Origin of the sequence: Microbacterium endophyticum (assembly GCF_011047135.1) — a bacterium.
Classification (GTDB): Bacteria; Actinomycetota; Actinomycetes; order Actinomycetales; family Microbacteriaceae; genus Microbacterium; species Microbacterium endophyticum.
Window position 1 is genome coordinate 951203 of record NZ_CP049255.1, and the last position, 26114, is coordinate 977316.

Annotated in this window: 29 protein-coding genes; 6 read left to right on the forward strand and 23 right to left on the reverse strand. The window is 61.3% G+C overall.

Annotation, left to right across the window (positions count from 1 at the left end; translation table 11 throughout):
- Window positions 1-208: 208 nt before the first annotated feature.
- The gene (locus tag G6N83_RS04420) at window positions 209-1240 is read left to right on the forward strand and encodes a hypothetical protein (RefSeq protein WP_165139702.1); all 1032 of its coding nucleotides are present in this window, start codon (window positions 209-211) and stop codon (window positions 1238-1240) included.
- Here the strand turns inward: G6N83_RS04420 and G6N83_RS04425 are convergent.
- A complete protein-coding gene (locus tag G6N83_RS04425) occupies window positions 1215-1898 on the reverse strand; it encodes a fructose 1,6-bisphosphatase (RefSeq protein ID WP_241246283.1) in 684 nt (227 codons plus the stop codon). The genes G6N83_RS04420 and G6N83_RS04425 overlap by 26 nt on opposite strands.
- A gap of 175 nt (window positions 1899-2073) precedes the next feature.
- Here G6N83_RS04425 and G6N83_RS04430 point away from each other — a divergent pair, with 175 nt between their 5' ends.
- Window positions 2074-3744 (forward strand): sensor histidine kinase, encoded by a 1671-nt coding sequence (locus tag G6N83_RS04430; RefSeq protein ID WP_165139708.1) that lies wholly within the window; start codon window positions 2074-2076, stop codon window positions 3742-3744.
- Window positions 3744-4859: a GGDEF domain-containing protein gene (locus tag G6N83_RS04435; RefSeq protein ID WP_165139732.1), complete on the forward strand. Its 1116-nt coding sequence runs from the start codon at window positions 3744-3746 to the stop codon at window positions 4857-4859. The genes G6N83_RS04430 and G6N83_RS04435 overlap by 1 nt, the downstream gene beginning before the upstream one ends.
- Here the strand turns inward: G6N83_RS04435 and G6N83_RS04440 are convergent.
- The gene (locus G6N83_RS04440) at window positions 4856-5479 is read right to left on the reverse strand and encodes a hypothetical protein (protein ID WP_165139735.1); all 624 of its coding nucleotides are present in this window, start codon (window positions 5477-5479) and stop codon (window positions 4856-4858) included. The two genes, G6N83_RS04435 and G6N83_RS04440, sit on opposite strands and share 4 nt — an antisense overlap.
- Before the next feature lie 106 nt (window positions 5480-5585).
- Between G6N83_RS04440 and G6N83_RS04445 the strand changes: the two genes are divergently transcribed.
- On the forward strand, window positions 5586-7364 hold the full coding sequence (locus tag G6N83_RS04445) for a DUF4012 domain-containing protein (protein WP_165139738.1): 1779 nt from the start codon (window positions 5586-5588) through the stop codon (window positions 7362-7364).
- A gap of 98 nt (window positions 7365-7462) precedes the next feature.
- The gene (locus G6N83_RS04450; RefSeq protein ID WP_165139741.1) at window positions 7463-8032 is read left to right on the forward strand and encodes a cell wall protein; all 570 of its coding nucleotides are present in this window, start codon (window positions 7463-7465) and stop codon (window positions 8030-8032) included.
- Between the two features lie 18 nt (window positions 8033-8050).
- On the opposite strand, the gene G6N83_RS04455 is transcribed toward G6N83_RS04450, so the two are convergent.
- A complete protein-coding gene (locus G6N83_RS04455; protein ID WP_165139744.1) occupies window positions 8051-8740 on the reverse strand; it encodes an endonuclease/exonuclease/phosphatase family protein in 690 nt (229 codons plus the stop codon).
- An 87-nt stretch (window positions 8741-8827) separates the two neighbouring features.
- Window positions 8828-9694 carry a tRNA pseudouridine(38-40) synthase TruA gene (truA, locus tag G6N83_RS04460; protein WP_165139747.1) on the reverse strand — a complete coding sequence of 289 codons (867 nt, stop codon included), beginning with the start codon at window positions 9692-9694 and terminating at the stop codon, window positions 8828-8830.
- A gap of 67 nt (window positions 9695-9761) precedes the next feature.
- Here truA and G6N83_RS04465 point away from each other — a divergent pair, with 67 nt between their 5' ends.
- Window positions 9762-11633 (forward strand): acyltransferase family protein, encoded by a 1872-nt coding sequence (locus tag G6N83_RS04465; protein WP_165139750.1) that lies wholly within the window; start codon window positions 9762-9764, stop codon window positions 11631-11633.
- Here the strand turns inward: G6N83_RS04465 and G6N83_RS04470 are convergent.
- The 19 genes from G6N83_RS04470 to rplE form a co-directional block, all read right to left on the reverse strand.
- Window positions 11630-13207: a chitinase gene (locus G6N83_RS04470; protein WP_165139753.1), complete on the reverse strand. Its 1578-nt coding sequence runs from the start codon at window positions 13205-13207 to the stop codon at window positions 11630-11632. The genes G6N83_RS04465 and G6N83_RS04470 overlap by 4 nt on opposite strands.
- The gene (locus G6N83_RS04475; RefSeq protein WP_165139756.1) at window positions 13204-15579 is read right to left on the reverse strand and encodes a glycosyltransferase family 2 protein; all 2376 of its coding nucleotides are present in this window, start codon (window positions 15577-15579) and stop codon (window positions 13204-13206) included. The genes G6N83_RS04470 and G6N83_RS04475 overlap by 4 nt, the downstream gene beginning before the upstream one ends.
- Window positions 15580-15853: 274 nt before the next feature.
- Window positions 15854-16405, reverse strand: a complete 552-nt coding sequence (gene rplQ / locus G6N83_RS04480) for a 50S ribosomal protein L17 (RefSeq protein ID WP_165139759.1) — start codon at window positions 16403-16405, stop codon at window positions 15854-15856.
- Window positions 16406-16453: 48 nt separating this feature from the next.
- Window positions 16454-17443 (reverse strand): DNA-directed RNA polymerase subunit alpha, encoded by a 990-nt coding sequence (locus G6N83_RS04485; RefSeq protein ID WP_165139762.1) that lies wholly within the window; start codon window positions 17441-17443, stop codon window positions 16454-16456.
- Between the two features lie 118 nt (window positions 17444-17561).
- Complete coding sequence (rpsK, locus tag G6N83_RS04490) at window positions 17562-17960, reverse strand: 30S ribosomal protein S11 (RefSeq protein WP_165139765.1); 399 nt, start codon at window positions 17958-17960, stop codon at window positions 17562-17564.
- Window positions 17961-17999: 39 nt separating this feature from the next.
- Window positions 18000-18374 (reverse strand): 30S ribosomal protein S13, encoded by a 375-nt coding sequence (gene rpsM, locus G6N83_RS04495; RefSeq protein WP_165139768.1) that lies wholly within the window; start codon window positions 18372-18374, stop codon window positions 18000-18002.
- 157 nt (window positions 18375-18531) lie between these two features.
- Window positions 18532-18648: a 50S ribosomal protein L36 gene (rpmJ, locus tag G6N83_RS04500; RefSeq protein WP_165139771.1), complete on the reverse strand. Its 117-nt coding sequence runs from the start codon at window positions 18646-18648 to the stop codon at window positions 18532-18534.
- Window positions 18649-18709: 61 nt separating this feature from the next.
- Window positions 18710-18931, reverse strand: coding sequence for a translation initiation factor IF-1 (gene infA / locus G6N83_RS04505; RefSeq protein WP_047544504.1), 222 nt, complete (start codon window positions 18929-18931; stop codon window positions 18710-18712).
- Window positions 18932-19106: 175 nt separating this feature from the next.
- Window positions 19107-19781 carry a DsbA family protein gene (locus tag G6N83_RS04510; RefSeq protein ID WP_165139774.1) on the reverse strand — a complete coding sequence of 225 codons (675 nt, stop codon included), beginning with the start codon at window positions 19779-19781 and terminating at the stop codon, window positions 19107-19109.
- 9 nt (window positions 19782-19790) lie between these two features.
- Window positions 19791-20621 carry a type I methionyl aminopeptidase gene (gene map, locus G6N83_RS04515; RefSeq protein ID WP_165139777.1) on the reverse strand — a complete coding sequence of 277 codons (831 nt, stop codon included), beginning with the start codon at window positions 20619-20621 and terminating at the stop codon, window positions 19791-19793.
- 14 nt (window positions 20622-20635) lie between these two features.
- Window positions 20636-21241: an adenylate kinase gene (locus tag G6N83_RS04520; protein WP_165139780.1), complete on the reverse strand. Its 606-nt coding sequence runs from the start codon at window positions 21239-21241 to the stop codon at window positions 20636-20638.
- A complete protein-coding gene (gene secY / locus G6N83_RS04525; protein WP_165139782.1) occupies window positions 21238-22563 on the reverse strand; it encodes a preprotein translocase subunit SecY in 1326 nt (441 codons plus the stop codon). Before secY ends, G6N83_RS04520 begins: the two co-directional genes overlap by 4 nt.
- 112 nt (window positions 22564-22675) lie before the next feature.
- Window positions 22676-23239, reverse strand: a complete 564-nt coding sequence (rplO, locus tag G6N83_RS04530) for a 50S ribosomal protein L15 (protein ID WP_165139784.1) — start codon at window positions 23237-23239, stop codon at window positions 22676-22678.
- Window positions 23239-23424 carry a 50S ribosomal protein L30 gene (gene rpmD, locus G6N83_RS04535; RefSeq protein ID WP_165139786.1) on the reverse strand — a complete coding sequence of 62 codons (186 nt, stop codon included), beginning with the start codon at window positions 23422-23424 and terminating at the stop codon, window positions 23239-23241. Before rpmD ends, rplO begins: the two co-directional genes overlap by 1 nt.
- Entirely contained in the window at window positions 23424-24134 is a 711-nt protein-coding gene (gene rpsE, locus G6N83_RS04540) for a 30S ribosomal protein S5 (protein ID WP_165139788.1), read from the reverse strand. Before rpsE ends, rpmD begins: the two co-directional genes overlap by 1 nt.
- Window positions 24131-24490: a 50S ribosomal protein L18 gene (gene rplR, locus G6N83_RS04545; RefSeq protein WP_165139790.1), complete on the reverse strand. Its 360-nt coding sequence runs from the start codon at window positions 24488-24490 to the stop codon at window positions 24131-24133. Before rplR ends, rpsE begins: the two co-directional genes overlap by 4 nt.
- Window positions 24491-24492: 2 nt before the next feature.
- A complete protein-coding gene (rplF, locus tag G6N83_RS04550; protein ID WP_165139792.1) occupies window positions 24493-25029 on the reverse strand; it encodes a 50S ribosomal protein L6 in 537 nt (178 codons plus the stop codon).
- 6 nt (window positions 25030-25035) lie between these two features.
- Entirely contained in the window at window positions 25036-25434 is a 399-nt protein-coding gene (gene rpsH, locus G6N83_RS04555) for a 30S ribosomal protein S8 (RefSeq protein WP_165139794.1), read from the reverse strand.
- A 91-nt stretch (window positions 25435-25525) separates the two neighbouring features.
- Window positions 25526-26113 (reverse strand): 50S ribosomal protein L5, encoded by a 588-nt coding sequence (gene rplE / locus G6N83_RS04560; protein WP_165139796.1) that lies wholly within the window; start codon window positions 26111-26113, stop codon window positions 25526-25528.
- Window position 26114: the final 1 nt, after the last annotated feature.

Genomic DNA, 26114 nt, shown 5'->3' on the forward strand with positions numbered 1-26114 from the left:
TTCAATGCGGTTGTGCACATTCGACATAGATCTTCACCTCGCGTACAGAAGGGCAGCACCTCTTTGGTGTCCCGTGCCGGAGACGAATCTTTCCGGCTAAGAACAGCCTGCTACACCCCCCGCAGCGATGGCGCAGGCTTGGCTGTACGAAAGCGCAATTTTCCCGCAAGATTGATACTCCCGATGCCCGTCGGAGGACCCCCTGTTCGTGCTCACCGTACTTTTCTCTGCCCTCGTCGCGCTCGGAACGATCACGAGCGTACTTCTTGTCACTCTCCGACGTTCCCGAAACACGATCTCAGAGCACCGGTCGATAGCCGAGTTCGCCGTGATTGCGGCAGTCGCGTGGATTATCTCCACGTTGCTGTACACCCTCAACGACATCACCCGTTCTAACCTCGCCGTTTCGGTCGGCGATGCCCTCATGGTGCTCGCGCCGGGACTTGTCTGGGTCGCACTCCGAATCGTGAATTTGCGCAACTGGACCGGCATGGTTGCCGCGGTAGCGGCGGCAGCGAGCGTGTGCGTGCTGGGGCTTCTGATACCGCTGCCACCTGCAGCGGGGGTGAAGCTTCTTGCGATCGCAGCGTTTTGCATCGCTATCTTCTTCGAGGCGAGACAGACCCCGCTGTCGACTCTTTCCGGGGCCAAAACGCTTGCGATCACGGCGGTTGTCTTCACGACGCTGCTCGGACTCCGGCTCGTCATAGAGGTGTTCCGAGGGACGGAGGGCGCCGACCTCTTCGCTACTCGTCGGATCACTGCGGCGGGAACGATCGTTTTCGTCTTGGTCACAGTAGCCATGTTCCGACTCCTACGCACACTCGCGGAACCTTCGCTCGAATCTGCTCGAGCAGTGACGCCACATGTGGGTTCGAGCGCGGTGGTGTTCTCGATCGAAAATTTTCCACTCGTGCGCATCAGCTACGGATCGAACTACGCGCGCACCGCTCAAAACGCGCTTTTCAATGCCGTCGAAGATCATCTCGCTGGTGCCGCTCGAGCGTCTTCTTATGATGACGGCCGGGTCATCGCACTCATTCCCCGAAACACGAGCGATGTCTGCGAAACGGATGTACGTCGCGAATTTCAGCGCAAGATCGCCGCGAACGACAAAGCGAACGGCACGTACTCAGAGCCGCTGCCGCTCATCACCGAGCGAACGGAGCTCGCTACCGCGGCCGATGTGGTGACGTTCGTCCGGCGCGAGACAGCTACTCGGTACCGTCGGGGAAAATAGCGATCGGCAGGTATTGGTACACGGTCTGCTGAGTGAAGCTCGAGTCATCATCGGCTGTGCCCTCCACCGAAATCTCGATGGCGAACTCGAGCGTGAGACCGTAGGTGTCTTCTGGCAGCTGATGAATCGTCGTCTCGGGCACATACAGCCCACCCTGGAAGCTGTTGAGCAAGAGCCCCCGGCTACTGCGCAGGGTGTCGCTCGGCACGAGCGTGCGCGGGTCAGCTGAAAACTGGAACGGGCTTTGCACCTGACCTGAAGTCTGTGCAGTCTGCGACGTGATCGAGATCGACGAAATGTAGACGCGACGCTTCTCCGTCAGCACAGACTTCTCGTCGACGAGGTTGTCATGCACATTGAGCGCAAAACCGAAGGTCTTATCGTTCGTGGGCCACCATTCCCGGGTGCGTTTCGGGTTCGCCGCCCACACATCGAGAGTGAGCGTGAGGTCGTTCGCAACGTCGGTCGACAGTGAAACCGATCCGTCATACGTAAATTGCGAGTTAAATGTCATCGACGCCGATGGACTGGGGGCCGGCGTACTCACGGTAGCCGCTGCGTTGGCCTCGGTCGATGAGCCACCAATTTGGTTGAATGCATCGACTACCTGGGAGCATCCGCTGAGGGAGAGCACTCCCACCAGAGCAAGGGATGCCACGGCGACACTGCGGCGAGCGTAACGGAAAGACGGGGTACGGTTCAAAAGAATCCACTCCTCAGTGGTGAGGTGTTCGGGTTACCTCAAGACGGGCTGGGCACACCGTCATCCTGCAGGGTGCACGGGGCAGAGGGCGGCGAGGGAAGTATACGTCAGCTTCACTAGACTCGACACTATGGCTGCCAGCGGGGGTGAGACAGTGCGCAAGGCGCATCCGACAGGCGTGCCTGCTGTTCCTTCTCCCGGACCGACTGCACGCACGCGTTCCATCTGGCTCACTCAGCTCGTTTTGACGGGAAGTGTGGTCTGCATCACAGCCGTCGTGCAGATATTCAGCCCCAACGACTTCTCGAGCTGGATGTACGCCGCCGGCCTCGCGATCATCATCGGGTTGACGGCGGCGGCTCTGATCGTGCCCTGGACTCGTGTTCCACGCGATGCGGTACTCGTGCTGCCCTACGGCGACATCATCGGCATCGGTCTGCTGGTGGCGGCAAACGACCTGCAGTTCGGCTTTTTGTGGGTATTCCCGATTTTCTGGATCGCAACCCACTTCGCGCTTCCCGCTTTGATCGCAGCGCTACTAGGAGTTGCGGGTCTCATTGTGGGCGAAGCTGCGATTTCGCCTCCCAACGGAAATCTGACACTTCAGCTGGTGATCGTGATCCTCTCGCTCACCTTCATCGGGCTGACCTCGTGGCAGTCTGCCCGGCAAACCCGGGCTTTCAAGCAGCTCTTGCGACGACAGTCCTCTCGTCAGCAGGGCACGATCCAGCGCGTGAGCTCTCAGGAACGCCGCGTCACGCAGATGCTGAACGCGTTGGATGTCGGGATTGCGCGGTTGGCTCTCGACGGTGACATCCTGGCCGTCAACGACACGTACGCCGACCTGTACAGCTTGAATCGCGATGATCCGACGCAGCCCGGCCGTGCGGTCGAGTACGCATCCCTTCGCGGCGAAGCTCTTTCCGAGTTCCGCAGACCGCTCGCGCGCGCGATACGAGGCGAAGTCTTCGAAGACGAGCGAGTGTGGCTTTTCGACGGCAACGGTAAGTGGCACGCACTGTCAGCATCGACCCGCATACTCGACAGCTTGGGCAGCGAACCCCTCTCCACGCTCTTGATCGTGCATGACATCACAGACCTCATCGAGGCAGAACGTGCACGCGAGCACATCGCGACCGTCGTATCTCACGAACTCCGCAATCCGCTCACCGCCATCATCGGGCACGCCGAGCTCGCGCTCGAAGACGACAGCCTCGCACCCAGCACAAGGGAACAGCTGGAGGTCATCGACCATGCCAGCCAGCGCATGCAAACGTTGATCGGTGAAATTCTCACCAGGACGCAAACACGCCGAGTCGAGAGTGGTTACGCACGTGTTGACGCTCGCCGCATCCTCGAAAGTTCTCTCGAGTCTTTCCAACCTGCGGCCGTCGCGCAGGGGGTGCGTGTAAGTATCTCGATTCCGGAGCCTCTTCCGGTGCACGGAGACGGATTCCGACTTCGTCAGGTGATCGATAATCTTCTGAGCAATGCCATCAAATACACCCCACGAGAGGGCACAGTAACAATCTCAGGCAGCGTCGATGATGGCGCGGCCGTGATGATGATCGTCGATAGCGGTATCGGGATTTCTCGCAGCGATCTCCCGCACGTATTCGAGCCCTACTTTCGAGCTGAGACTGCTCGAGAAAGCTCGACTCCCGGAACTGGACTCGGTATGGGCATCGCCCGCGACATCATCACAGAGCATGACGGAGCACTCGATATCGAGAGCGAACCGGGCGCTGGCACCACAATTACCTTGCGACTGCCGCTCGCGGATAAAGAAGAAGAGGGCTGATGATCTCGCTCGGAAGCGACGGCGGGATCGGCTCCGCTCAGCTCGTTGTCGTTTCGCTGTGCACCGTGCTCATCGTGGGACTCGGATTCATTCCTCGACCCAGCCGAGCGACGCTCGCCTGGGCGTTGGCATTCTTCGTCGCCCTGTCTTCGGCGTACCTCACCGTAGGCGCGCAAGCAGCGGGCGCCGAGACGCTTCGCCGCATCGGACTCGCGCTGTTATTGGGCCCGCCGATCCTGATCTGGTCGGGGCTGCGCTCCTGGCGCGGTGCGCGCGCGTACATGTGGGCGGTCATCCCTGTCGCGGTCGTGTTCGCATTCACGTTTTCGCTCCCGCTGGGCGTCGATGAATACGCCCTCGCCTTTCGGCTTTCGTTCGCGGTCGTCGCGGTGTTCTGTGGTTTCACGATCGTCGAAACGCGCCGAATTCCCGAGCGTCGTGAGCGCATGCTGCTGCCGCTCACAGTGGCTTCGATCACATTCATCGGTTTCGCGATCAGCGGGCTAGTCAGTGGGCTCTTTCCTTCGTCGTCGAGCGACCCGTTGGCCTTGGCGAGGTCGGTGAATGGGCTTGGAATTCTCGGCTATATGATCTGCGTCGTGGTGAGCCTGCTGTGGCTTGCGCAAGGAACATCGGCCGGACAGGTGCGCGAGGTATCCGGGTGGGCCCGCTTTCGGGCAACCGCGTCAGAACGTCTTGTGCGTGCCCGCGATCGACAGGAACACGCGTGGGCTCTTCTCATGCTGCGCGTCGACGACATCGCCGATATTCGTGATGCTGCTGGAGAGATCGGCTTTTCACGCATCGCCGCCAGATTCGAGTCGCTCGTGCGGGAGATGTTCCCCGCTGATGCGGACATCGGGCGCCGCTCCGCAGGTACAGTGGTTGTCTTGCTCCCGCGAACTGTTCCTGTCACCCGAGAGCATGTTCGGAAGCTTCTCGCCGAGCTATCGATTCCACCGACCGATGGCTCTCTTCAGGTTTCAGCAAGCGTGGGCTGGACTTCAGTGGAGACCGCTGGCTACGACTTCGGTGATCTCGAGCGCGCAGCGCGCGCTGGCCTCGACATCGCCGCGGGCGAAGGCGGTGACCGCTGGCATCGCGACCGGATCTAGCCGTCGGTCCCTGAAACGGGAGATCCGGCAATAGCGATCGTCAACGAGTCGGTAGCCGTCTGCTTCGCGAACTCGGTTGAATCGGGTGCCGCCTGCACCAGGAAGTCGTAGGTGAACTGCACTGTGACGAACGTCGCACCGGCGGGCACTTCTCCCATATTGAAGGTTTGCGAGTAGCTGTACGGGTCGAGCACGAGATAGCCCGGATTCACACTCGATTTGTCGGTCTGCGGTTCGAGAGCCGCGAACGTTTCGGTCGCATTGGCAGGCACTGCCACCATCACAGCACGCTGGAGATATACCTTTTGGCCGTCGTTGGGCGTGACTGTCGTCGACATTGAAAGACTGATGGGCTTCAGTGCCGTTGCCGTCCACTGATCCATCGACAGCGTCGACCAGTAGTTGATCTTCGCCGACACGGCGCCGGCGGTGACTTCACGCTCGGTCGATCCAGACGAGAGATCGTTCTCCACGGGGGCGGGCACAACCGTAGCGGTCGATGTCGGCGACGGTGACGCAGTGCTGGCCTGGTTCCAGGGCGCGGGACCGCACGCACTCAACCCCACGACAAGCATGCCGCTCGCAAGAATGACAGCGGCGCCTCTCCGGACTGACTGCATGATTTCCTCTCTGCACCCGAGCCGACTGCCACCGCGCGGCGACTTCTCATTCCGACTCGAGGCTCAGTCTATTCGCGCCAGCGTTTGCAGCGCCTAAAGTATGGGGGTGACCTCTGCTCCCACGATGAAATCCCGCGCTGGCCAGGTCGCCGCGTGGGCCCTGGTCATCATTCTCGCCGTGTGCCTCGCTGTCTTCGCATGGATCGGCGTGCGCGCATATCTCGCTTATGGCCACCTCACCGCCGCTCAGGAAACGGCCCGCGAAGTGGCGGCCGACCTCAGCGACCCGGCAATCGCGACGAGTGCCGTGCCCCAAATCGCAGACGACACGGCCGCGGCACGCGCGCTCACTTCAGACCCGGTGTGGCGGCTCGTCGAAACTTTTCCGTGGATCGGACCGCAGCTGAACGCCGTTTCAACTGTCGCTGCCGCAGTGGATCAGGTCGCTTCTGAAGCGCTGAGCCCGCTCGTCGAGGTCGGAACGTCCTTCTCGCTCGACACATTGCGTCCGGTCGATGGCGCTTTTGACACTGCGCCCCTCGAGGCGGTCGCGGATGCCGCGGGAACGAGCGCGACGGACGTCGGTGAGGCTGCAGCATCCGTACATGCCATTGATGAATCAGCGCTCCTCCCGCCGCTGCAGTCCGCTGTTTCAGAGGTCGGAGATTTGCTTGACGAGACGCACACCGCGGTTGACGCCGTAGCAAAAGCTGCCGTCCTGATGCCGGCGATGCTCGGCTCCGACAGTCCACGCGACTACCTCGTCATCTTTCAGAACAACGCGGAGTGGCGCTCCCTCGGCGGAATCGTTGGCGCAACCGCTGTGATTCATACCGATGGCGGCGCGATTTCGCTCGGTGCGCAGGCATCTTCGGGTGACTTTTCACGCTATGACGGTGGCGTGATTCCCCTGAGCGATGATCTCCTCGCGATCTACGAAGACAAGCCGGCGCGCTACATACAGAATGTCACTCAAGTGCCGGACTTCACCCTCAGCGGAGAGCTGGCACAGGCGATGTGGCTACAAGAAACCGGGCAGACCGTTGACGGCGTCATTTCAATTGACCCCGTAACGCTCTCTTATGTGCTGGAGGCAACAGGACCGGTCACGCTACCGACCGGCGACGTGCTCTCGAGCGACAATGCGGTCTCCCTTCTTCTCAACGAGGTCTATCAACGGTACGAAGTGCCTGCGGAGCAAGACGCCTTTTTCGCCGCAGCGACAGCCGCTGTCTTCGAGAAGCTCGCGTCAGGTCAGGCAGATCCGGCCGCGTTGATCTCGGCTCTCTCACGCGCCGGCTCCGAAAGTCGCCTGCTCATTTGGAACGCTAATGCTGCCGACCAGTCGGTCCTCGACGGCACCACGCTGCAGGGAGATCTACCGGCCACTGACGACACCCAGACGACGTTCGGGGTCTACGCGAACGATGGCACGGGCTCCAAGATGGACTACTACATGCAGCTCGATTCCGCCGTCGGTTGGTGCACCGACGGCGGAGATTCCTCCGACGCTGCGCTGACGGTGCGACTGCGCGACAACGCGCCGGAAGACGCGGCGAATCTGCCCTCCTACATCACCGGGGGCGGTGGCTTCGGAGTGACTCCGGGGGTCACTCGCACCGTCATCTACCTCTACCTACCGGAGGGGGCCGAGGTGGTCAGCGCCGGCACGACCGGCACTGTCACGACACCCGGTTTCGGCGGCGGAGAACACGAGGGCAGGCGCGTGCTCACGTGGAGCAGCGACCTCACTCCCGGCGAGGAATCGACAGCTGTCGTGAGGGTACGCACTCCCCACACGCCCTCCTTGAACGTTCAGTCGACACCAACAATTAACATCGCAGCTACAGATGACCTTGCGGTATCGTGTGAAATTTCGGGATAATCGACTTAGGGATTCGTCGTCGAGAACCACGATGGCAATCCTTTCCCCGTTTTAGGGGGTCATCACCACCACACTCTTGTCAGAAAGCGCAGCGCACAATGAAGCTCATCTTCACGAAAGCTTCACGAGCGAAGGCTGCTCTCGCGAAGACGGTTGCCGCGCTGGTGCTGGCCGCCGCCGCGATCGTCGCTTCTCCGCTTGTCGCGAGCGCAAGTGCCTATCCGGCAAGCGATTCGGCACAGGTGTCGTCGGCCACGATCGAGCAGGGCGGTGCTGTCGACCTCAGCGTTGCTGACGGCACCTTCGTTCCTGGCGAGACGGTTACGATCACTGTGACAGGTCAGAACGCCAACGGTATTACCTTCGGCATGGTTCGGTTTGCCGTCGAGACAAAGACCTATTCGGGCGCCACGGCTAACGCTGCTGGCGGACTCGACGCGGTCTCGATCCACTTCCCCGACAACGCCAACGGCGCCTATAACATCGCTGTGTTTTCATCTTCTTCTCCCGGCGACACGGTTACTGTCACGGTGGGTTCATTGCCGACAACAGGATTCCAGTCAGCGAGCCTGCTGGGCTTCTGGGTCGGCGGCGGAGCCCTGGTCCTCGCTGGTGGAGCAATCGCGGTAGCTGCGACAGTTCATCGCCAGCGCAAGGCCAACGCGTAACAGTCCTACTCGCTGAGGTTAGGCGAGTTTCGCTGCTGCGGCGTCGAGTTCGGCGTCCACGAGAATCGGCAAGTGATCGCTCAGCCCCTGGGGCAGCGTCCGAATGCGAGAGATATCGAACCCCGTCGACGTTGCAAAATCGTAGTGACCTCGAAAGAAGCGATATCGCGTGTAAGTGCGCGCGTCGCTCAACGTCAGTTGATAGCCCTGGTCACGTACTTTGATACCCAAATTCTCTTTGAAGACCGGGTAGTTGTAGTCGCCCACCATGAGCACCGGTAGGTCTGTTCCCAGCGAGTGCAACTGCGCAAGAGCGCTGCGAATCTGGTGGCGGCGTAGCGAGTTCAATGCGGTGAGTGGGGCGGCGTGGAACGACCCCACAATGAGATCACGACCATGATCGATGTCGTGCAAGCGCACCCCGAGCATCCGCTCCTCGGCGGGCTTGAGAAGGCGATCGTGGAGCGACTTCTTCAAAGCCATCGAGCACACTTCTTCTAAGCGGAACGTGCTTTCGCGATAGTAGACGGCGAGCCCGAGGCGATTACGGCGGGTAGCGTCTGCCAATCGCAGTCCCCCGAACTGGGCTGGAATATCGGTCGTGTCTGCTTCCTGTAGGCAGAGCACGTCCGCGGCATGGCTTTCGACGAGATCAGCAATCTCGCCGACGGCACGATGCTTGCGCAGGTTGTACGAAATGACCTTCATGGTGCTGCTAAGCCTAGGCCCGCGCTGACCACGCGGCGCGATCTCTTGACAGACACAAAGAAATGCGGCCCAACGTGAGGCGCAGCGTCACTCTTCGTCGCGCTCTTCTTCTAGCCGCCTGCGCGCTCTCGTCTGTTCGGCTCTCACTGCCAGCAACTCGTCGGACGGGTATCCGACCTCGGTGAGGGTCAGTCCGCGCGCGGCGATTACCGGAAAAACACTTGTCCGCGCTCTTGCGTCTCGCAGCGCAGCTGCGTCGCCGACGTCCATCCGGCCAAGCCCCACCGCAACGCACGCACCGGCGAGCGCACGAACCATGCTGTGACAGAAGGCATCAGCTCGCACCTTGGCTGTGACGACGCCCTCGGTGTCGCGTTCCCATTGGAAGTCGAGGAGGGTTCGCACAGTGGTCGCACGCTCTCGCGGCTTGCAATATGCCGCGAAGTCATGCAATCCGATGAGCGAACTTGCCGCAGCATTCATGGCGTCAAGATCGAGGACACCTTTGACGGTCGTTCTGTCGTGCCGGAGGAGCGGATCGTAGCCCGTTTCATAGTCGGAGATGCGATACCGATAGCGCCGCCAGATCGCGGAGAAGCGGGCGTCGAATCCCACGGGCGCGATACTTGCCCGCGTGACGGTGACGTCGGAATAACTGCCGAGGATGCCGCGCACTCGGTATCCGAGTTCAGTGACAGCATCGGCCGGCTCCCCCTGGTTGCCACGACGCTGGCGTAGACGTCCAGCCTGCGTGTCGTCCACATCGAAGTGGGCGACCTGACCGGTGGCGTGAACGCCAGCATCGGTGCGGCCTGCGACGACAAGCCTGACTTGGCCACCGAGAATACGTTCCAGCGCGCCTTCGAGGCTGCCTTGGACGGTACGAAGACCAGGTTGAGTCGCCCAGCCGCGAAAGTGCGAACCGTCGTAAGCGATGTCGAGCCGAATGCGCATCGAACCAGCGTATCCGGGCACGTAGAATCAATCGTCGACGGATTCGCTTTCCCGCGCCGACCACCCGATGACATCTTCTTCCAGCACCCCTCCCAGGACCGCGTACTACGCGGGCCTTGATGGGCTGCGCGCTCTTGCCGTCATCCTCGTTGTGCTTTACCACCTGTTTCCGGGGTGGATCTTTCGCAGCGGCTTTGTTGGCGTCGATGTCTTTTTCGTGATCAGTGGATTTCTGATCACGTCCCTCCTTCTCCGCGAACGCGCAAGTACCGGCCGCATCGCGCTGTTCTCCTTTTGGCGGCGACGAGCGCGACGCCTCCTGCCGGCACTTGCTCTGCTTCTCACCGTCTGCTCGTCATTGGCCTGGCTCGTCGGCGGTGACGTCCTCGTCCGTCTTGGCCAACAGCTGTTGTCAGCAGTCACGTTCAGCTACAACTGGGCGTCGATCGCCGAAGGCGCCTCGTACTTCAACGCGACTACGCCGGAGCTTTTCCGGAACCTCTGGTCGCTCGCGGTTGAAGAACAGTTCTATGTATTGTGGCCGCTCGCCCTTCCGCTCTTCCTGCTGCTCCCCCGCACTCGTGCACGTGTACTCCTCGCCGCGACGCTTGCGGTGGCATCGGCGGCGTGGATGGCTGTTCTTGTCGCCACCGGAGGAGACCTCACCCGCGCGTACTTCGGTACGGAGTCCCACGGCTTCGGGCTGCTGATCGGTGTCGCGCTCGCATTCGGGTTACAGCATGTCTTGGCGACCCCACGACAGTGGATGCACGCGCCACGGATTCGAACGAGCGTCGAAGTCGTGGGGGGCATCGCGACTGCGGCGCTCATTGGCGTCGCGCTCCTACCGGAGGTAGACGGCATCGCCTCTTTCCCCGGTGTCCTCGTCGCGGCCAGCATCCTGACCGGCATCGCGCTCATCGCCGGCACCTGGCCTGGTTCACGAATCGGGAGCGCTCTCGACGCGCCAGCGTTCCGCTGGATCGGGCGCAGGTCGTACGGGCTGTATCTCTGGCATTGGCCGCTCCTCGTGCTGCTGACAGCAGCCACTGTGGGGCACACGGCGGCATCGGATGTCCCAGTGACGGTCGGAATATCGACCGCGGTTCTCACTCTCGCGTGCGCAGCACTCTCGTACCGCTACCTCGAGGTGCCGATTCGGAGATATGGCTTCCGGATGAGCCTTTCTCGATTCTTCGGACGCCTCCGAGGCAAGCCGACCACCCGATTCGGCGCGATCACGGCGATCACAGCGTGTGTGATCGCACTTGGCGGCACTTCTGCGGCTATCGCGGCAGCGCCCGCCGCGACCTCGAGCGAGGCTGTCGTCGCTGCCGGTGCGGCAGCGCTTGACCGAGCTGCCAAGAAAGTGCCTCCTGCCCCCATCTCGCTGTTTCCGAAACCGCTCCCCGCGCTTGCGCCCATCGAAGGCGACCAGATCACCGCTGTCGGCGACTCTGTCATGCTCGCATCGGCGCCAGCCTTGATCGAGCGATACCCGGGTATCGCCATCGACGCAGCGGTATCCCGCTCGATGTGGCAGGGAGTCAGCGTGCTGCAAGACCTCGCACAGTCCGGACAACTTCGCGATCACGTCATCGTGGCACTCGGAACTAACGGCGCGATCGATTCCGAGGCGCTCGACAGCATCGAAAGCATCGTCGGGCCGTCCCGACAGCTCATCCTCGTGAATGCGTTCGCCCCACGCGACTGGATCGAAGGCGTCAACTCCGAGCTGGCACGATTCTCCGCCGTGCATCGAAATGTCGAACTCGCAGACTGGTCAGGCGCGATTTCGCCGCACGTCGATCTGCTGGCCGGCGATCAAATCCACCCCAGCGAATCAGGTGGACGTATATTCTGCGACACGATCGACCGAGCGATGAAGGACCTACAGCGTTCGCAACTCGCGCGAGCCGGGCAAGATCTGTTGCCCTAGCGGCTCGCGGAATCTGAGTCGAGGAGCTGCCATGCGCTCTGGGTCTGGTCGGTCACGGCATCCATCGGGTCGTCTCCCTGCGTCCACCACTTAGAGACGAACGGAACGTCGTCGACGACGACATGCTCGCCCGCCGCATAGTTCGTTTTTTCGTCCCATTCCGGGTAGGTACCGGCAGGCACTGTCGGCAGCGTGAATGGTTTGTCCGAGGGCAACACAGGGCCCACATACAGCCAGGGCGAATCAGCAGCGCTCACTGTGGGATCAGCGGGATCGTACTCACCGTCAGTCCACCACTTAGCAACGTATACGTACCCCTGGCGCACGACCTTTACCCCGGCTGAATACGACTGCTTCGACGACCAGACCGGAAATGGGCTCGTGTCGGGGTCATCGACGATCGCAGTAGCCCCGCGCGTCGGTGTCGGCGACGACGTGGTCGTCGGCGATGTCTCAATCAATCCGTCAAAGCCTGCACTGAGCAGACCAGCGAATGTGTCGCCATCCTGATCCACACCGCTGCACTCGTTGGAGACCACTGCGGTGTTCGGATAGTTCTCGCCACACGTTCGGTCTCGGTTGAGCGACCACATCGACATGCGTCCGAGGCCCTTGTCGAGTGCATAGGCGTTGAGGTCCGCAGCATCCTTCATCGTGAAGACCTCGCCCGAGATATCGTTCTGCCCGATCATCGCAGTGGTACCCAAGATGCTCCAGGCTTCGCCGTGGGAAAGCGCAATGTCAGCGTCCGTAAACACACGCACGAGCTGAGCGTTCGCTCCCTCGATCGCAGATTCGGATGCCTCAGCCATCGTTGCCCCACCGAGATCGACACCGTAGTCCATCGTCATGAGGTTCACACCGGCCAGCGTCACTCCCGCTTGCAGCATCTGTTGCACCGCCCGCACTCCGTCGTCGGTGAGACCATCCGGTGACACCGGCAACGTCATCCACACGGCGAGGTCGCTTCCGTCTGCTGCACGCTCGGCTTGCACCTTTGCGATGGCATCAGCCCGCAGCGCGCCGGCTACAGTGTCCGAAAGATCATCACCCTCGATGTCGAGATCGATCGTGTCGAGATCGTATCGATCTACCACCGCCATATACGCATCGCTAAGAGCATCTCGGTCGCTGCAGACAGTAGACAATTCGGAGTTCGCCATGCCACCGAACGAAACGACGACATCGCCGCCTGCGTCACGGTAACGAGCGATATTGCGATCAACATCGAGATTCGCGGATGCCTCATCGAGGTCATACGCGCCGCCCCACGTAGGCGTGCACTCATCGTCAGGATCGGCGACAACGAAAGCAAGCACAGTCGTCGAGGTGCTGGCGTCGACAGTCGTCGGGAGTGTGTAGTCGTCGGCGAGAGTTACATCGAGGTAGCCCCCGAACCACGGCGCTGTAGCCGCCTCGCCATCGCCCTCCGCCATGACCGGAGCAACCGCCGCACGCACCAGAAACACTGCACCCACAGCGACCACGGCGACCACAGCGAGCGCGAGCAAGAGCCGCCACCATGACAGACGTCTGCCGCCGTGCCGGCCGGCACGCGACTCACCCGAGCTCATACCGCGTGCGCCGAGTCAGCTGAGTGCTCACCAGTTGCCGGCGCATCTCCAGTCGGCCGGTCGTCTATCAGCGCGGGGTCAGGAGATTCACTCTGCTGCTGTGGAGTCTCGGCGATAGGGCGCTCACGACGTGTGCCGCGGGTATTTTCGCCGGGCGCTGCCGCTCCGCGATAGAGCGCCGCCTGCCAGTCAAGCGTCGCCGCATCCGAATTGGCGTGCTTGCCTTTGGATGCTTCGACCCACATCCAATCGGTGAGGCCGAGCCACACGTCAACAACTGAGTTCCAGATACCGATGTACGCGATGATCGCCCCCATCGCGCACACGGTGTTGAAAGACGCGAACCCGAACAACCACCAGTTTTCTTGAAAGAAGCTCTGCCATGCTATGTATGCCGAGAATCCGACGATGATGTAGGGCACGACGACGAAGACAAAGGGTGCAGCAGTGCGGTCCCTCACCTTCGGTGTGCGCGCGAACGGAATCTTCTTCGCCGTGATGGCCTGTTGAATCGACTTCAGAACACCCGCGAGGTTGACCGGTAGCAGGATGAGGTTGAAGCCGTAGATGCGAAAGATGTCGGTGCGCTTGTAACCGGTGTAATGGAGGTCGCTGGCCATCGCGGCGAAGTACGGGACAGCGCCCAGGAAGACAAGGGGACTCACGAGCCTGCTGTCGTACGGATAGATCAGCAGAAAAACCAGACCGAAGCTTGCCCACATGATGGACGCGAGATAGTTGGCGCGAAGCGCCACTTCCATCGCCTTCATGGGCATTCCATCACGACGACGCTCTCGCATCTGCTGCCAGAGCTTCGGCAAGATGACCAGCCCGCCGTTTGCCCACCGCCGACGTTGCACGACGAGGGAGCCGAAATCAGGCGGCGTCGCACTGTAGCTCAAGCGCTCGGGATAGTTAACGAGGGTCCACCGGTGCTCACCGAGATCAACGCTGGATTCGGTGTCTTCGATGACGGTGCGGTCTTGAACGTAGCGCCGCACATCGAGGCCCCCCGACGACTCGATCTCGAGGATGTCATCGAGCGCTTCCATACGGATTACCGCGTTTGCGCCCACCCAGAAAGTGGCGTTGTGGGCCGTCATCCCCTGGTGCAGAATGTGCTGCACGTCAGTCGTCGCCCCCGCCAGTCGCTCGATACGGGAGGGCGCGCCGCGAAACGATGAGTACGGGGTCTGCGTCACGGCCACGCGCGAGTTCTCAGGTTGTTCGAGAAAGTAGACGAGCCGTAGGCAGTAGTCGCGAAGCAGGAGCGAGTCGGCGTCTAGCGTCAGGATGAACTCGGAGTTGGGGATCACGAAGTCGGCGGGTTCAGTGCCCGGAACATAACGAAGCATCCGTCCGTCGGGTGTCTCGTGCTCTTGGTAACGTCCGCCGATGAGACCGATGTACGAATTGAGGTTCATGGCCTTGTTGGCTTCGTGCGACAGCGATGCGTACCGCTTTCGCTCGAACGACGTCACCTCGGCGGAGAAGATCCAGGCAAGGCGACGCAGCAACTGCTGAATTCGCTCCGGTTTGAGAGCGTGCTCTGCCGCAATCGCGGCCTCGACGGCGATCGCTGTTTCTTCGAGGTCGTCGGCGAGGCCTTCGAGCACTTCGCCGATGAAGAAGTCGTCCACGTGGTCTTCGTCGCGCTCGGCGTCCGCCATAGCGCGAAGCCATTCGACGCCAGCACGGTATTCCGCGGCAAGACCCGGCATGACGGTCTCGACGGGCACACCGTCGATCATCAACTGGTGAGAACACTCCAGCCACGCGTCAGAGAAACGCTCCGCAGGCTCTCGCAGTGCCGCTTCGATCTCTGCAGGAACCGCACGTGTCGTAGCGAGACGCTCCGCATCGCTCTCGTCTGCGGGCTCGGGGTTGTCGTCAAGCAGCAGCACGACGCGCAACGAGGGATACTCCTGAAGCGCCGCCGACCACAACGTCTTTCTGACGACAGCCGGCTCCTCCGCGTACGAAGGCACGAGTACCGTAAGCGGCTCGTGCGTGCTGCCGAAATGGTCGTCGAGTTCGGCGCGCGGCACCCGCTCGTGGTGCAGAAAGCGCCCGTACGCGCCCTGGCGCGCGACGAGGTACATGAGAGCCGAGAACATGAGGAAGGTCACGACCAGTACGTAGGACACGGCTTCCACAATTCGCAGCGTTGTATCGAACGCACCGCCGACGAGCTGTGCGAACACGACGCTCACGACATAGAGCACCCAGATCACGATCGTCGACCAGATCGCGATGTTGCCCCAGATGAGCTTCGCGGTCGACGGTGCGGGATGCATCGCCGGTAGCGGCATCCACGAGCGCTCAGTACCCCACTGCCGACGACGTGTCGGCGTCGAGCGTGCTTTCGACATCTAACCTGGCCCCAAATTCCGGCAGCGTCGTCTCCGACACAAGTCTCCCCAAGGTGCCGCGACTGCCGCCGCACCGTTTGCAGACAAGCACGTTCAGCTTTGAATCGTGCCCGCGAAGGCCGGGTTTTCGCGCTTCTTCGTGGCATCTTGCGCTTTTCTTGCGGTAGCGTTGCGGAAGCCACTCAGCATCCCCATAGACAACGAAGAACCGTGGGTCCGTATCGGACCCACGGTTCTTCGTTGCGTGCATGGGGTGGGCGTATGCCCAGCCGTATTACGCCTTGTCTGTGTCTTCGGCGGGAGCCTCTACGGCTTCCTCCGCTGCAGTCTCAGCCGCTTCGCCCTCTTCAGACGATTCGGCACCAGCGTCGGCCGCGGACTCTTCGACGGGTGCTTCCTCAACCGGAGCCTCTTCGGCGGCGGGAGCGGCTGCATCCTTCTTGGTGACCTTCGAAGCCTTCTTCGTAACGGGCTCGAGAACCAGTTCGATGACGGCCATGGGCGCGTTATCGCCCTTGCGGTTTCCGACCTTGGTGATGCGGGTGTAGCCGCCCTCACGCTCGGCAACCAGCGGCGCGATCTCGGTGAAGAGAGTGTGAACCACTTCTTTGTCACCGATGACCGAGAGAACCCGACGACGAGCGTGCAGGTCGCCCCGCTTTGCGAACGTGATCAGACGCTCGGCGAGCGGACGAAGACGCTTTGCCTTGGTCTCGGTGGTCTTGATGGACTTGTGCGTGTAGAGGGCAGCCGCGAGGTTCGCAAGCAGCAGACGCTCGTGTGCGGGGCCGCCTCCGAGGCGGGGACCCTTCGTGGGCTTAGGCATGTCTCAAATACTCCAGAGTGAAAAGTCGGTCGGTGTCTGGCCCGAAGGTCAAACGTTCTCTTCGTCGTAACCGCCGAAGAACTGAGCGCCATCGAAACCGGGCACCGAATCCTTGAGCGACAGTCCGAGCGAGATGAGCTTGTCGCGCACCTCGTCGACCGACTTCTGACCGAAGTTGCGGATGTTCATCAGCTGCGTCTCCGAGAGGGCAACCAGTTCGGAAACTGTGTTGATCCCCTCGCGCTTGAGGCAGTTGTAAGAGCGAACCGAAAGATCGAGGTCCTCGATGGGCATCGACAGTTCGTTCGTGTGCACCGTCTCGACCGGCGGCGGGCCGATCTCGATGCCCTCGGCCTCGACGTTCAGCTCGCGAGCGAGTCCGAACAGTTCGGTGAGGGTGCGACCGGCGGAGGCGACGGCGTCACGGGGAGCCATCGACGACTTCGACTCAACATCGAGGATGAGCTTGTCGAAGTCGGTGCGCTCACCGGCACGTGTTGCGTCAACGCGGTAGCTGACCTTGAGCACGGGCGAGTAGATCGAGTCGATCGGAACCTGACCGGCCTCTGCGTACTCGTTGCGGTTCTGCGTTGCAGACACGTAGCCGCGGCCACGCTCGATCGTTAGCTCGAGTTCGAAACGCGCGGTGTCGTTGAGCGTCGCGATGACGAGTTCGGGGTTGTGTACCTCGACACCGGCAGGAGCCGAAATATCTGCAGCAGTAACCTCGCCCGCACCGGTCTTGCGCAGGTACGCAGTGATCGGCTCGTCACGCTCGCTCGAAACGACAAGCTGCTTGATGTTCAGGATGATCTCGGTGACATCCTCTTTCACACCGGGGATCGTGCTGAACTCGTGCAGCACGCCGTCGATGCGGATGCTGGTTACGGCAGCACCCGGGATAGAAGAGAGAAGGCTGCGACGCAGCGCGTTACCGATCGTGTACCCGAAACCGGGCTCCAGCGGCTCGATGATGAATCGGCTACGGAATTCGCCGATCTTCTCCTCGGTGAGGGTGGGACGCTGTGCGATGAGCACTATGTGTTCCTTTCGTGCGACATGTCCGCTATATGACACGTGCAGTGGGTGAGATATGGAGTTGTTTTAAGACACACGGATGCCGGAGCGCCGGAGAGGGCGCCCCGGCTCCGGAACATCAGACGCGGCGGCGCTTGGGGGGACGGCAGCCGTTGTGGGCCTGTGGGGTCACGTCCTGAATAGAACCGACCTCAAGACCCGCTGACGTCAGCGAGCGGATTGCGGTCTCGCGACCTGAACCCGGACCCTTGACGAAAACGTCGACCTTTTTTACACCGTGCTCAGCGGCCTGACGAGCAGCCGATTCAGCTGCCATGCCAGCGGCATACGGTGTCGACTTGCGCGAGCCCTTGAAGCCGACGCCGCCGGACGAAGCCCAGCTGATGACGGCACCTGAGGGGTCGGTGATCGAAACGATTGTGTTGTTGAACGTCGACTTGATGTGGGCGTGACCCAGCGCGATGTTCTTCTTCTCTTTGCGGCGCGGCTTGCGCGCGGCGGTTTTGGCCTGTGCCATTGCTTTGATCTCCTAGAAATCCTGGTGCGCTGGCGAGGCCTAGCGCGCCTTCTTCTTGCCGGCGACGGTGCGCTTGGGGCCCTTGCGGGTACGCGCGTTGGTCTTGGTGCGCTGTCCGCGCACCGGAAGGCCGCGGCGGTGGCGCACGCCTTCGTAGGAGCCGATCTCAACCTTGCGGCGAATGTCGGCGGCAACCTCACGGCGAAGGTCACCCTCCACCTTGTAGGTGCCTTCGATGTGATCGCGAAGCACGACGAGCTGCTCGTCGGTGAGATCCTTCACGCGGATGCTCTCGTCGATCTCGGTAGCTTTCAAGATCTCGACGGAACGGGTACGGCCAACGCCGTAGATGTAAGTCAGGGCGATGACCACGCGCTTATCGCGCGGGATGTCGACGCCAGCAAGACGTGCCATGCGACTCTCCTAGGAGTATGTGGAGGTGTGGAGCAGAATCGGTGCTCGGGCCTCCGCCCGAGGTGTCCCCCCCGCCTCAGTAGAGGTGGGGTTCTGATACTGCCGTTTAGATGTGTATTCAGTTATGAGTGAGTGCCGCGTGTGAGCGGCATCCTTCTTAGCCCTGGCGCTGCTTGTGGCGAGGGTTCGCCTTGCAGATAACCATGACGCGGCCGTGACGACGGATCACTTTGCAGTGATCGCAGATGGGCCGAACTGAGGGCTTGACCTTCATGATGTTCCTATTCGCTGTCTTCGTGCTGCCTGGTGAGGGCAGCCGTTACTTCTCGACCGGTTTAGCGGTAGCGGTAAACGATGCGACCACGCGTGAGGTCGTAGGGCGAAAGCTCTACGACGACGCGGTCTTCGGGAATGATACGGATGTAGTTCTGCCGCATCTTTCCTGAGATCGTTGCCAGCACCTTGTGTCCGTTGCTGAGCTCTACGCGAAACATCGCGTTCGGCAGCGCCTCGGATATTGTGCCCTCGATCTCGATGACACCGTCTTTTTTCGCCATATCCTCGCTCGCGCTTGGTGCAGACCGGTCGATCTGCGTTGGGTAAGGGTTGTGTGGTGCTACGACACGCCAATAAAGGCGCAACGCACCAAAGAACGATCATACGTGATAAAACCAACCTCGGCAACACGATGACGTCAGGTGATGGCACCGTGAAACGGCGCCATCACCTGGATTAGCTGCTGAGGTTCGCCAGGATATCCGCCTGCGGGTCGTACGTGATCGAAATGATCTCGTCGTTCACGACCAGCGTGGGAGTTCCGGTCTCACCATCAGGCAGAGACTGGGACTGCGCGTACTTCGTGTACTCCCCCGAAGTGATCGCGTCTTCGAGGTCGCTTGTCACGTTGACGCCCGCATCTTTGGCGATCTGAATAATCTGATCATCGCTCAAGCCGTCTGAGTTCTCCGCCGGCTGGTTCTCGTACATCGCCTCGAGGAACGCGTATGCGTTGTCCGGGTCTGCCGCGGCTACCGCGTACATGGCACCGGCGGAGCGACTCGAGTATTCAGTGCCGTTCGAGAGCCGATCAAGAATCGAAACCGGGTGCACATTCAGCGTGATGTCGCCGGACTCGATCAGCCCCTGAATCGTCTCGCCCTCGCTCTGCTCGAACTGATTGCAATACGGGCACATGAAGTCGATATACGTGTCGACCACGTCGGGCCCATCGCCGAAGACGATCGCACCGGTGTCGGTGTTCACGTTGGATGCTTCGGGAGCTACACCGGGGTCGCTAGCTGCATTGTTCATCCACACGACGAGCGCTGTCACGCCACCGAGAACAACGACCACCGCGATGGTGACACCAATGACGAACGTATTGACCTTACGTGCAGCTGCAGCCACGAAACTTTCCTATCGAATCTCTTGCGGAACCACGCCGAAAGGCGCAAGCCCAGCTTTGCCTCCATCGGGCGCTGTGAGCACCCAGATACCGTCATCATGCACGGCGACGCTATGTTCCCAGTGTGAACCAGCTGAACCGTCGACGGTTGATACCGTCCAGTCATCCTCTTCGATGAAGGTCTCTTCAGAACCCGCTACCACCATCGGCTCGATTGCGAGCACGAGCCCCGAACGTATCTCGGCACCCGGATCACTCACGCGATAGTTGAACACGGAAGGGGATTCGTGCATCTTCCGCCCGATACCGTGACCCACGTAGTCGCGAAGAATTCCGTACTCGTGCCCGGAACCTTCGATGTAGTCCTGAACCGCTGCGCCGATTTCACCGATGTGCGACGCACGCGCGAGCGATGCGATACCTGCCCACAGGGATCCTTCTGTCACGCGGGAAAGCTCTTCCCGGTCAGCAACAACGTCGGGTCGGTCAGCGTCTGGTACGACGACGGTGAACGCGGAGTCACCGTTCCAGCCGCGGAGCTCAGCTCCTGCGTCTACCGAAACGATGTCGCCAGGCTCGAGAACACGTTCGCCGGGGATACCGTGTACGACCTGCTCGTTCACGGAAACACAGATTGTGTGGCGATAGCCACGCACCATCTGAAAGTTGGATTCGGCGCCGGCGGAGGTGATCACAGCGGATGCCGCCGCATCCAACTCGAGCGTTGTCACCCCGGGTGCGATCAACCCGCGAACCGCGTCGAGAGCGGCAGCGGTGATGAGACCCGGTTCTCGCATCAGGCGAAGCTGAGCCGGGGATTTATATATCGAGCGTCGTAGCACGTGGTACTCGCAGGTCAGCGAACGGCGTCGGCAGACAAGCCACGAGCTTGCAGCGCCGAGATCACACGGGATGTGATGTCGTCCAAAGTGCCGACCCCGTCGATCGCGTCGACGATGTTGCGTTCCCGGTAGACATCGAGAATCGGCGCCGTCTCCCGTTCGTAGATACGCAAGCGATTCGCAATGATCTCTTCGGTGTCGTCAGTTCGCCCCTGCTGTTGGGCACGGAGCGTCAAGCGGGCGATGCTTTCGTCGCGCGGAACACTGAGCTCGATGACAGATGTGAGTTCTTCGTCCCGATCGGTGAGGAATGCGTCGAGGTCGCTCACCTGACCGAGGTTTCGAGGGTACCCGTCGAGCAAGAAACCGCCAGCGGCATCTGTCTCGCTGAGACGCTCCCGTACAACCGCGCTCGTCAGTTCGTCCGGCACGAGATCACCAGCATCGATGACCTCCTGAACCTGGAGACCGAGGGGAGTTTTACCCGCAATCGCAGCCCGAAACATGTCGCCGGTAGAAATGGCGGGGATGCCGAGTGCTGCCGCGATGCGTGCGCCCTGAGTTCCCTTTCCTGACCCTTGGGGCCCGACGATCAGCAAACGAGCGGAAGGCGTTGTCATCGCAAAAGCCCTTCGTAGTGACGCTGCTGAAGCTGCGCATCAATCTGCTTTACGGTCTCGAGTCCCACACCGACGATGATGAGGATTGACGCGCCACCGAACGGGAAGTTCTGGTTCGCGCCAACGGTCGCGAGAGCGATCAGAGGGATGAGCGCGATCAGACCGAGGTACAACGAACCGGGAAGCGTAATACGCGTAAGCACGTAGTCCAGGTACTCGGCGGTCGGACGCCCCGCACGGATGCCGGGAATGAAGCCGCCGTACTTCTTCATGTTGTCGGCGACCTCAACGGGGTTGAAGGTGATCGCGACATAGAAGTACGTGAACCCAACGATGAGCAAGAAGTACACAGCCATATAAATCGGGCTGTCGCCGGTCGTGAGGTTCGTCTGCACCCAGGTGACCCAATCCGGGATGTTGCCATCCGCATCGGGGGTCACGTTGAACTGCGCGATGAGCGCGGGGATGTACAGGAGAGACGACGCGAAGATGACGGGCACTACACCGGCCATATTCACCTTAATGGGAATGTAGGTGTTCGTTCCGCCGTAGGTACGACGCCCCACCATTCGTTTCGCATACTGCACTGGAACTCGACGTTGAGATTGTTCGACGAACACCACCAGTGCGACCACGACCACGCTGACGGCCAGTACCAGGAGGAACACCTCGAAGCCATTGGCCTCGAAGATCTGCCACATGGCGGAGGGGAACGACGCCGCAATCGAGGTGAAGATGAGGATCGACATGCCGTTGCCGATGCCCTTTTCGGTAACGAGTTCGGCGAACCACATGATGAGACCGGTACCGGCTGTCATCGTGATGATCATGAGGAGCTGAGCCCACCATGCGTCATTGGTGAGAACCTGCGAGCACGACGCCACATCGGTCGTTCCGAAGAGCTGACCGCTTCGCGCAACAGTGACGAGTGTCGTCGACTGCAGAAGCGCTAGCGCGATCGTCAGGTAACGCGTGTACTGGGTGAGACGAGCCTGGCCGGCCTGGCCCTCTTTGTAGAGAGTCTCGAAGTGCGGGATCACAACGCGCAGGAGCTGCACGATGATCGTCGCCGTGATGTACGGCATCACTCCGAGCGCGAATACCGAAAGCTGTAGCAGCGCTCCGCCCGCGAAGAGGTTAACGAGGGACAGCAGCCCCTCGGCTCCACCGGAATCGGCGAGGCACTCTTGCACGTTGGAAAAGTCGACGAACGGCGACGGCACGTGAGCACCGAGGCGGTACAGGGCGATGATGCCCAAGGTAAAGGCGATTTTCCGCCGCAGGTCAGGTGTGCGGAAAACCCGCGCAATGGCGCTGAACAAGTGGATTCCTCCAGAACGGGTGTCGATGCCCCACGAGGCGCACCGAGGAACAGACTATCCCAGCCGGAAAGACAAGAGGGGCCGGAGGATATCCTCCGACCCCTCAAGTCGATTACTTAACTGTGCCGCCGGCAGCGACAATCTTCTGCTCGGCAGATCCAGAGACCTTGTCGACCGTCACGTTGATCGCAACATCGATGTCTCCGGTGCCCAGCACCTTAACTTTTTCGTTCTTACGGACCGCACCCTTTGCGACGAGATCACCGATGGTGACGTCACCGCCGGTCGGGTAGAGCTCCGCGAGCTTCTCGAGGTTTACCACCTGGTACTCGACGCGGAACGGGTTCTTGAACCCGCGCAGCTTCGGCGTACGCATGTGGAGCGGCATCTGGCCACCTTCGAAACCGGGGCGCACTGAGTAGCGTGCCTTCGTTCCCTTGGTACCGCGGCCAGCGGTCTTACCCTTCGAGCCCTCACCACGACCGACACGGGTCTTAGCGGTGTTGGCACCCGGGACGGGGCGAAGGTGGTGTACCTTCAACACGCCCGGACGGGTGACCGGTGCAGCCTTGGGCGCTGCCGCCTTAGCCGGAGCCTTCTTGGCAGCGGGCTTGCGAGCAGCCTTCGGCTTCTCCGTCGCGACGGCCTTAGCCGTCTCGTCCTTCTTCTCAGCCATTAGTTGATCTCCTCAACCTTTACGAGGTGAGCAACGGTCTTGACGTAACCGCGCGTCTGCGCGTCGTCCGGACGAACGACAGAGTCGCCGATCCGCTTCAGACCGAGCGAACGCAGCGTGTCGCGCTGGTTCTGCTTCTCGCTCACCTTGGACTTGATCTGCGTCACCTTCAGACGTTCAGCCATCAGGAACCTACCTTCTGCGCAGCTTCTGCCTCGGCACGGATGAAACGTGCGGGGGCAACCTGGTCGAAGTCGAGTCCACGACGAGCGGCGACTGAGCGAGGCTCTTCGAGCTGCTTCAGAGCCGCGACCGTCGCGTGCACGATGTTGATCGTGTTCGACGAACCCAGCGACTTCGAAAGGACGTCGTGAATACCAGCACACTCGAGTACGGCGCGCACCGGGCCACCAGCGATAACACCGGTACCGGCGGATGCCGGACGCAGCAATACAACGCCGGCAGCTGCTTCGCCCTGTACCGGGTGCGGGATGGTCGAGCCAACGCGCGGTACGCGGAAGAAGTTGCGCTTAGCCTCTTCGACACCCTTTGAGATGGCGAGAGGGACTTCGCGCGCCTTGCCGTAGCCGACGCCCACTACCCCGTTGCCGTCTCCGACGACGACGAGGGCGGTGAAGCTGAAGCGACGTCCACCCTTCACAACCTTCGATACACGGTTGATCGTGACGACGCGCTCGAGGAACTGGTTGTCACCACGGTCGCGTGAGTTACGGTCACGGTTGGGATTGCGCTCCCGGCCACCACGGCGGGGCTCCCGCTCGGTGGTCGTCGCAGCTTCAGTCGTCGCGCCCTCAGCAGGCGCGGTGGCCTCGGCTGACGCGGCGGCCGGAGCCTCGGTCTCGGCGGTCACGTTGTTCTCCTTGTTTTCGCTCACAGGTTCAAACCCCCTTCGCGGGCGCCGTCGGCGATAGCCGCGACACGTCCCGCGTAGCGGTTGCCGCCACGGTCGAACACGACGTCGACGACGCCGGCTGCCTTTGCGCGCTCTGCAACAAGTTCGCCGACCTTGCGGGCCTTAGCGGTCTTGTCACCGTCGAGCGAGCGAAGGTCGGTCTCGAGCGTAGATGCCGATGCGACAGTGTGACCCTTGGTGTCGTCCACGACCTGCACGAATACGTGACGGGCGGAACGGGTCACGACCAGACGCGGACGCAGCTCGGAGCCGACAACCTTCTTGCGAAGGCGGGTGTGACGACGCGCGCGGGCGTCGGACTTCGTCTTCACAGCCATGGTTACTTACCAGCCTTTCCGGCCTTGCGCCGAACGACCTCGCCGGCGTAACGCACACCCTTACCCTTATAGGGTTCGGGCTTGCGAATCTTGCGGATGTTCGCAGCCGCCTCGCCGACGGCCTGCTTGTCGATGCCGCTCACGGTGAGCTTGTTGTTGCCCTCTACCGTGAAGGTGATCCCCGCGGGGGGTTCAACGAGTACCGGGTGCGAGAAGCCGAGCGCGAACTCGACTGAGCCGCCCTTCTGAGCAACACGGTAACCCGTACCAACGACCTCGAGGCCCTTGGTGTAACCCGTCGTGACACCGACGATGTTGTTGTTGATGAGCGTGCGCGTCAAACCGTGCAACGAACGCGATTCGCGCTCGTCATCGGGACGGGTCACAACGACCTGCCCCTCGTTAACGCTGACCTCGATGGGCATAGCCACCGATATCGTCAGCTCACCCTTGGGGCCCTTTACGAGCACATCCCGACCTGACACCGAAACGGTGACACCGGTGGGAATGTCAATAGGAAGACGTCCAATACGTGACATGTCAGATCACCACACGTAGGCGAGAACTTCTCCGCCCACGCCCTTCTGCTCAGCCTGGCGGTCTGTCAGCAGACCGGAGGAGGTGGACAGGATGGCAACACCGAGGCCACCGAGAACGGTGGGGATCTCGGTCGACTTTGCGTATACACGCAAACCGGGCTTCGATACGCGCTTGATGCCCGCAATCGAGCGCTCACGGTTCGGACCGTACTTAAGCGTGAGGGTAAGGGTCTGACCAACGCGAGCGTCGGCGGTCTCCCAACCGGAGATGTAACCCTCCTTCTGGAGGATCTCAGCGATGTGGGTCTTGAGCTTGGAGCTCGGCAGCGACACCGAATCGTGGTGTGCCGAGTTCGCGTTGCGCAGACGGGTCAGCAAGTCTGCGACCGGGTCTGTCATCGTCATATGTTTGGTTTCCTTTGTTCACCAGGTTTCGTACGCCGGTACACGACGGCCGACCTGTGGTGGTGGTGGGCAAGATGCCCAAATGAAGAGCTTACTTGTCGCCGTCAGCGCGGAACGGGAATCCGAGGTGACGCAGCAATGAGCGACCCTCATCATCCGTCGAAGCCGACGTCACAATCGTGATGTCGAATCCGCGAACGCGGTCGATCTTGTCCTGATCGATCTCGTGGAACACGGACTGCTCCTGGAGACCGAAGGTGTAGTTGCCGTGCCCATCGAACTGCTTGGGTGACAATCCGCGGAAGTCGCGGATGCGGGGCAGAGCGAGGTTCACGAGACGATCGATGAACTCCCACGCACGGTCACCGCGAAGGGTGACGTGTGCGCCGATGGCCTGACCTTCGCGAAGCTTGAACTGCGCGATGGACTTGCGTGCCTTCGTCACAACCGGCTTCTGACCGGTGATCTTGGTGAGGTCAGCGACAGCACCATCGATCACCTTGCTGTCACGCGCCGCTTCACCGACACCGGTGTTGACGACGACCTTGACGAGGCCGGGGATCTGGTTGACGTTCTTGTAGCCGAACTCGTCCTGGAGCTTCTGAAGAATCTCCGACTTGTACGTCTGCTTGAGGCGAGGCTGGATCTTGCCAGCCTCCGCGGCAGTCACGGTGCTCATA

Coding starts and splice junctions, on each gene's coding strand:
- G6N83_RS04450 (WP_165139741.1), top strand. CDS start 7,463: ATGAAGCTCATCTTCACGAAAGCTTCACGAGCGAAGGCTGCTCTCGCG.
- rpmD (WP_165139786.1), bottom strand. CDS start 23,424: ATGGCTGAACGTCTGAAGGTGACGCAGATCAAGTCCAAGGTGAGCGAG.
- rpsM (WP_165139768.1), bottom strand. CDS start 18,374: ATGGCACGTCTTGCTGGCGTCGACATCCCGCGCGATAAGCGCGTGGTC.
- rpsK (WP_165139765.1), bottom strand. CDS start 17,960: ATGGCACAGGCCAAAACCGCCGCGCGCAAGCCGCGCCGCAAAGAGAAG.
- G6N83_RS04440 (WP_165139735.1), bottom strand. CDS start 5,479: ATGCAGTCAGTCCGGAGAGGCGCCGCTGTCATTCTTGCGAGCGGCATG.
- G6N83_RS04435 (WP_165139732.1), top strand. CDS start 3,744: ATGATCTCGCTCGGAAGCGACGGCGGGATCGGCTCCGCTCAGCTCGTT.
- G6N83_RS04470 (WP_165139753.1), bottom strand. CDS start 13,207: ATGAGCTCGGGTGAGTCGCGTGCCGGCCGGCACGGCGGCAGACGTCTG.
- G6N83_RS04520 (WP_165139780.1), bottom strand. CDS start 21,241: ATGACAACGCCTTCCGCTCGTTTGCTGATCGTCGGGCCCCAAGGGTCA.
- rplO (WP_165139784.1), bottom strand. CDS start 23,239: ATGGCTGAGAAGAAGGACGAGACGGCTAAGGCCGTCGCGACGGAGAAG.
- rpmJ (WP_165139771.1), bottom strand. CDS start 18,648: ATGAAGGTCAAGCCCTCAGTTCGGCCCATCTGCGATCACTGCAAAGTG.
- G6N83_RS04475 (WP_165139756.1), bottom strand. CDS start 15,579: ATGTCGAAAGCACGCTCGACGCCGACACGTCGTCGGCAGTGGGGTACT.
- G6N83_RS04465 (WP_165139750.1), top strand. CDS start 9,762: ATGACATCTTCTTCCAGCACCCCTCCCAGGACCGCGTACTACGCGGGC.
- G6N83_RS04455 (WP_165139744.1), bottom strand. CDS start 8,740: ATGAAGGTCATTTCGTACAACCTGCGCAAGCATCGTGCCGTCGGCGAG.
- truA (WP_165139747.1), bottom strand. CDS start 9,694: ATGCGCATTCGGCTCGACATCGCTTACGACGGTTCGCACTTTCGCGGC.
- rpsH (WP_165139794.1), bottom strand. CDS start 25,434: ATGACGATGACAGACCCGGTCGCAGACTTGCTGACCCGTCTGCGCAAC.
- rplR (WP_165139790.1), bottom strand. CDS start 24,490: ATGGCTGTGAAGACGAAGTCCGACGCCCGCGCGCGTCGTCACACCCGC.
- infA (WP_047544504.1), bottom strand. CDS start 18,931: ATGGCGAAAAAAGACGGTGTCATCGAGATCGAGGGCACAATATCCGAG.
- G6N83_RS04430 (WP_165139708.1), top strand. CDS start 2,074: ATGGCTGCCAGCGGGGGTGAGACAGTGCGCAAGGCGCATCCGACAGGC.
- rplF (WP_165139792.1), bottom strand. CDS start 25,029: ATGTCACGTATTGGACGTCTTCCTATTGACATTCCCACCGGTGTCACC.
- rplQ (WP_165139759.1), bottom strand. CDS start 16,405: ATGCCTAAGCCCACGAAGGGTCCCCGCCTCGGAGGCGGCCCCGCACAC.
- rplE (WP_165139796.1), bottom strand. CDS start 26,113: ATGAGCACCGTGACTGCCGCGGAGGCTGGCAAGATCCAGCCTCGCCTC.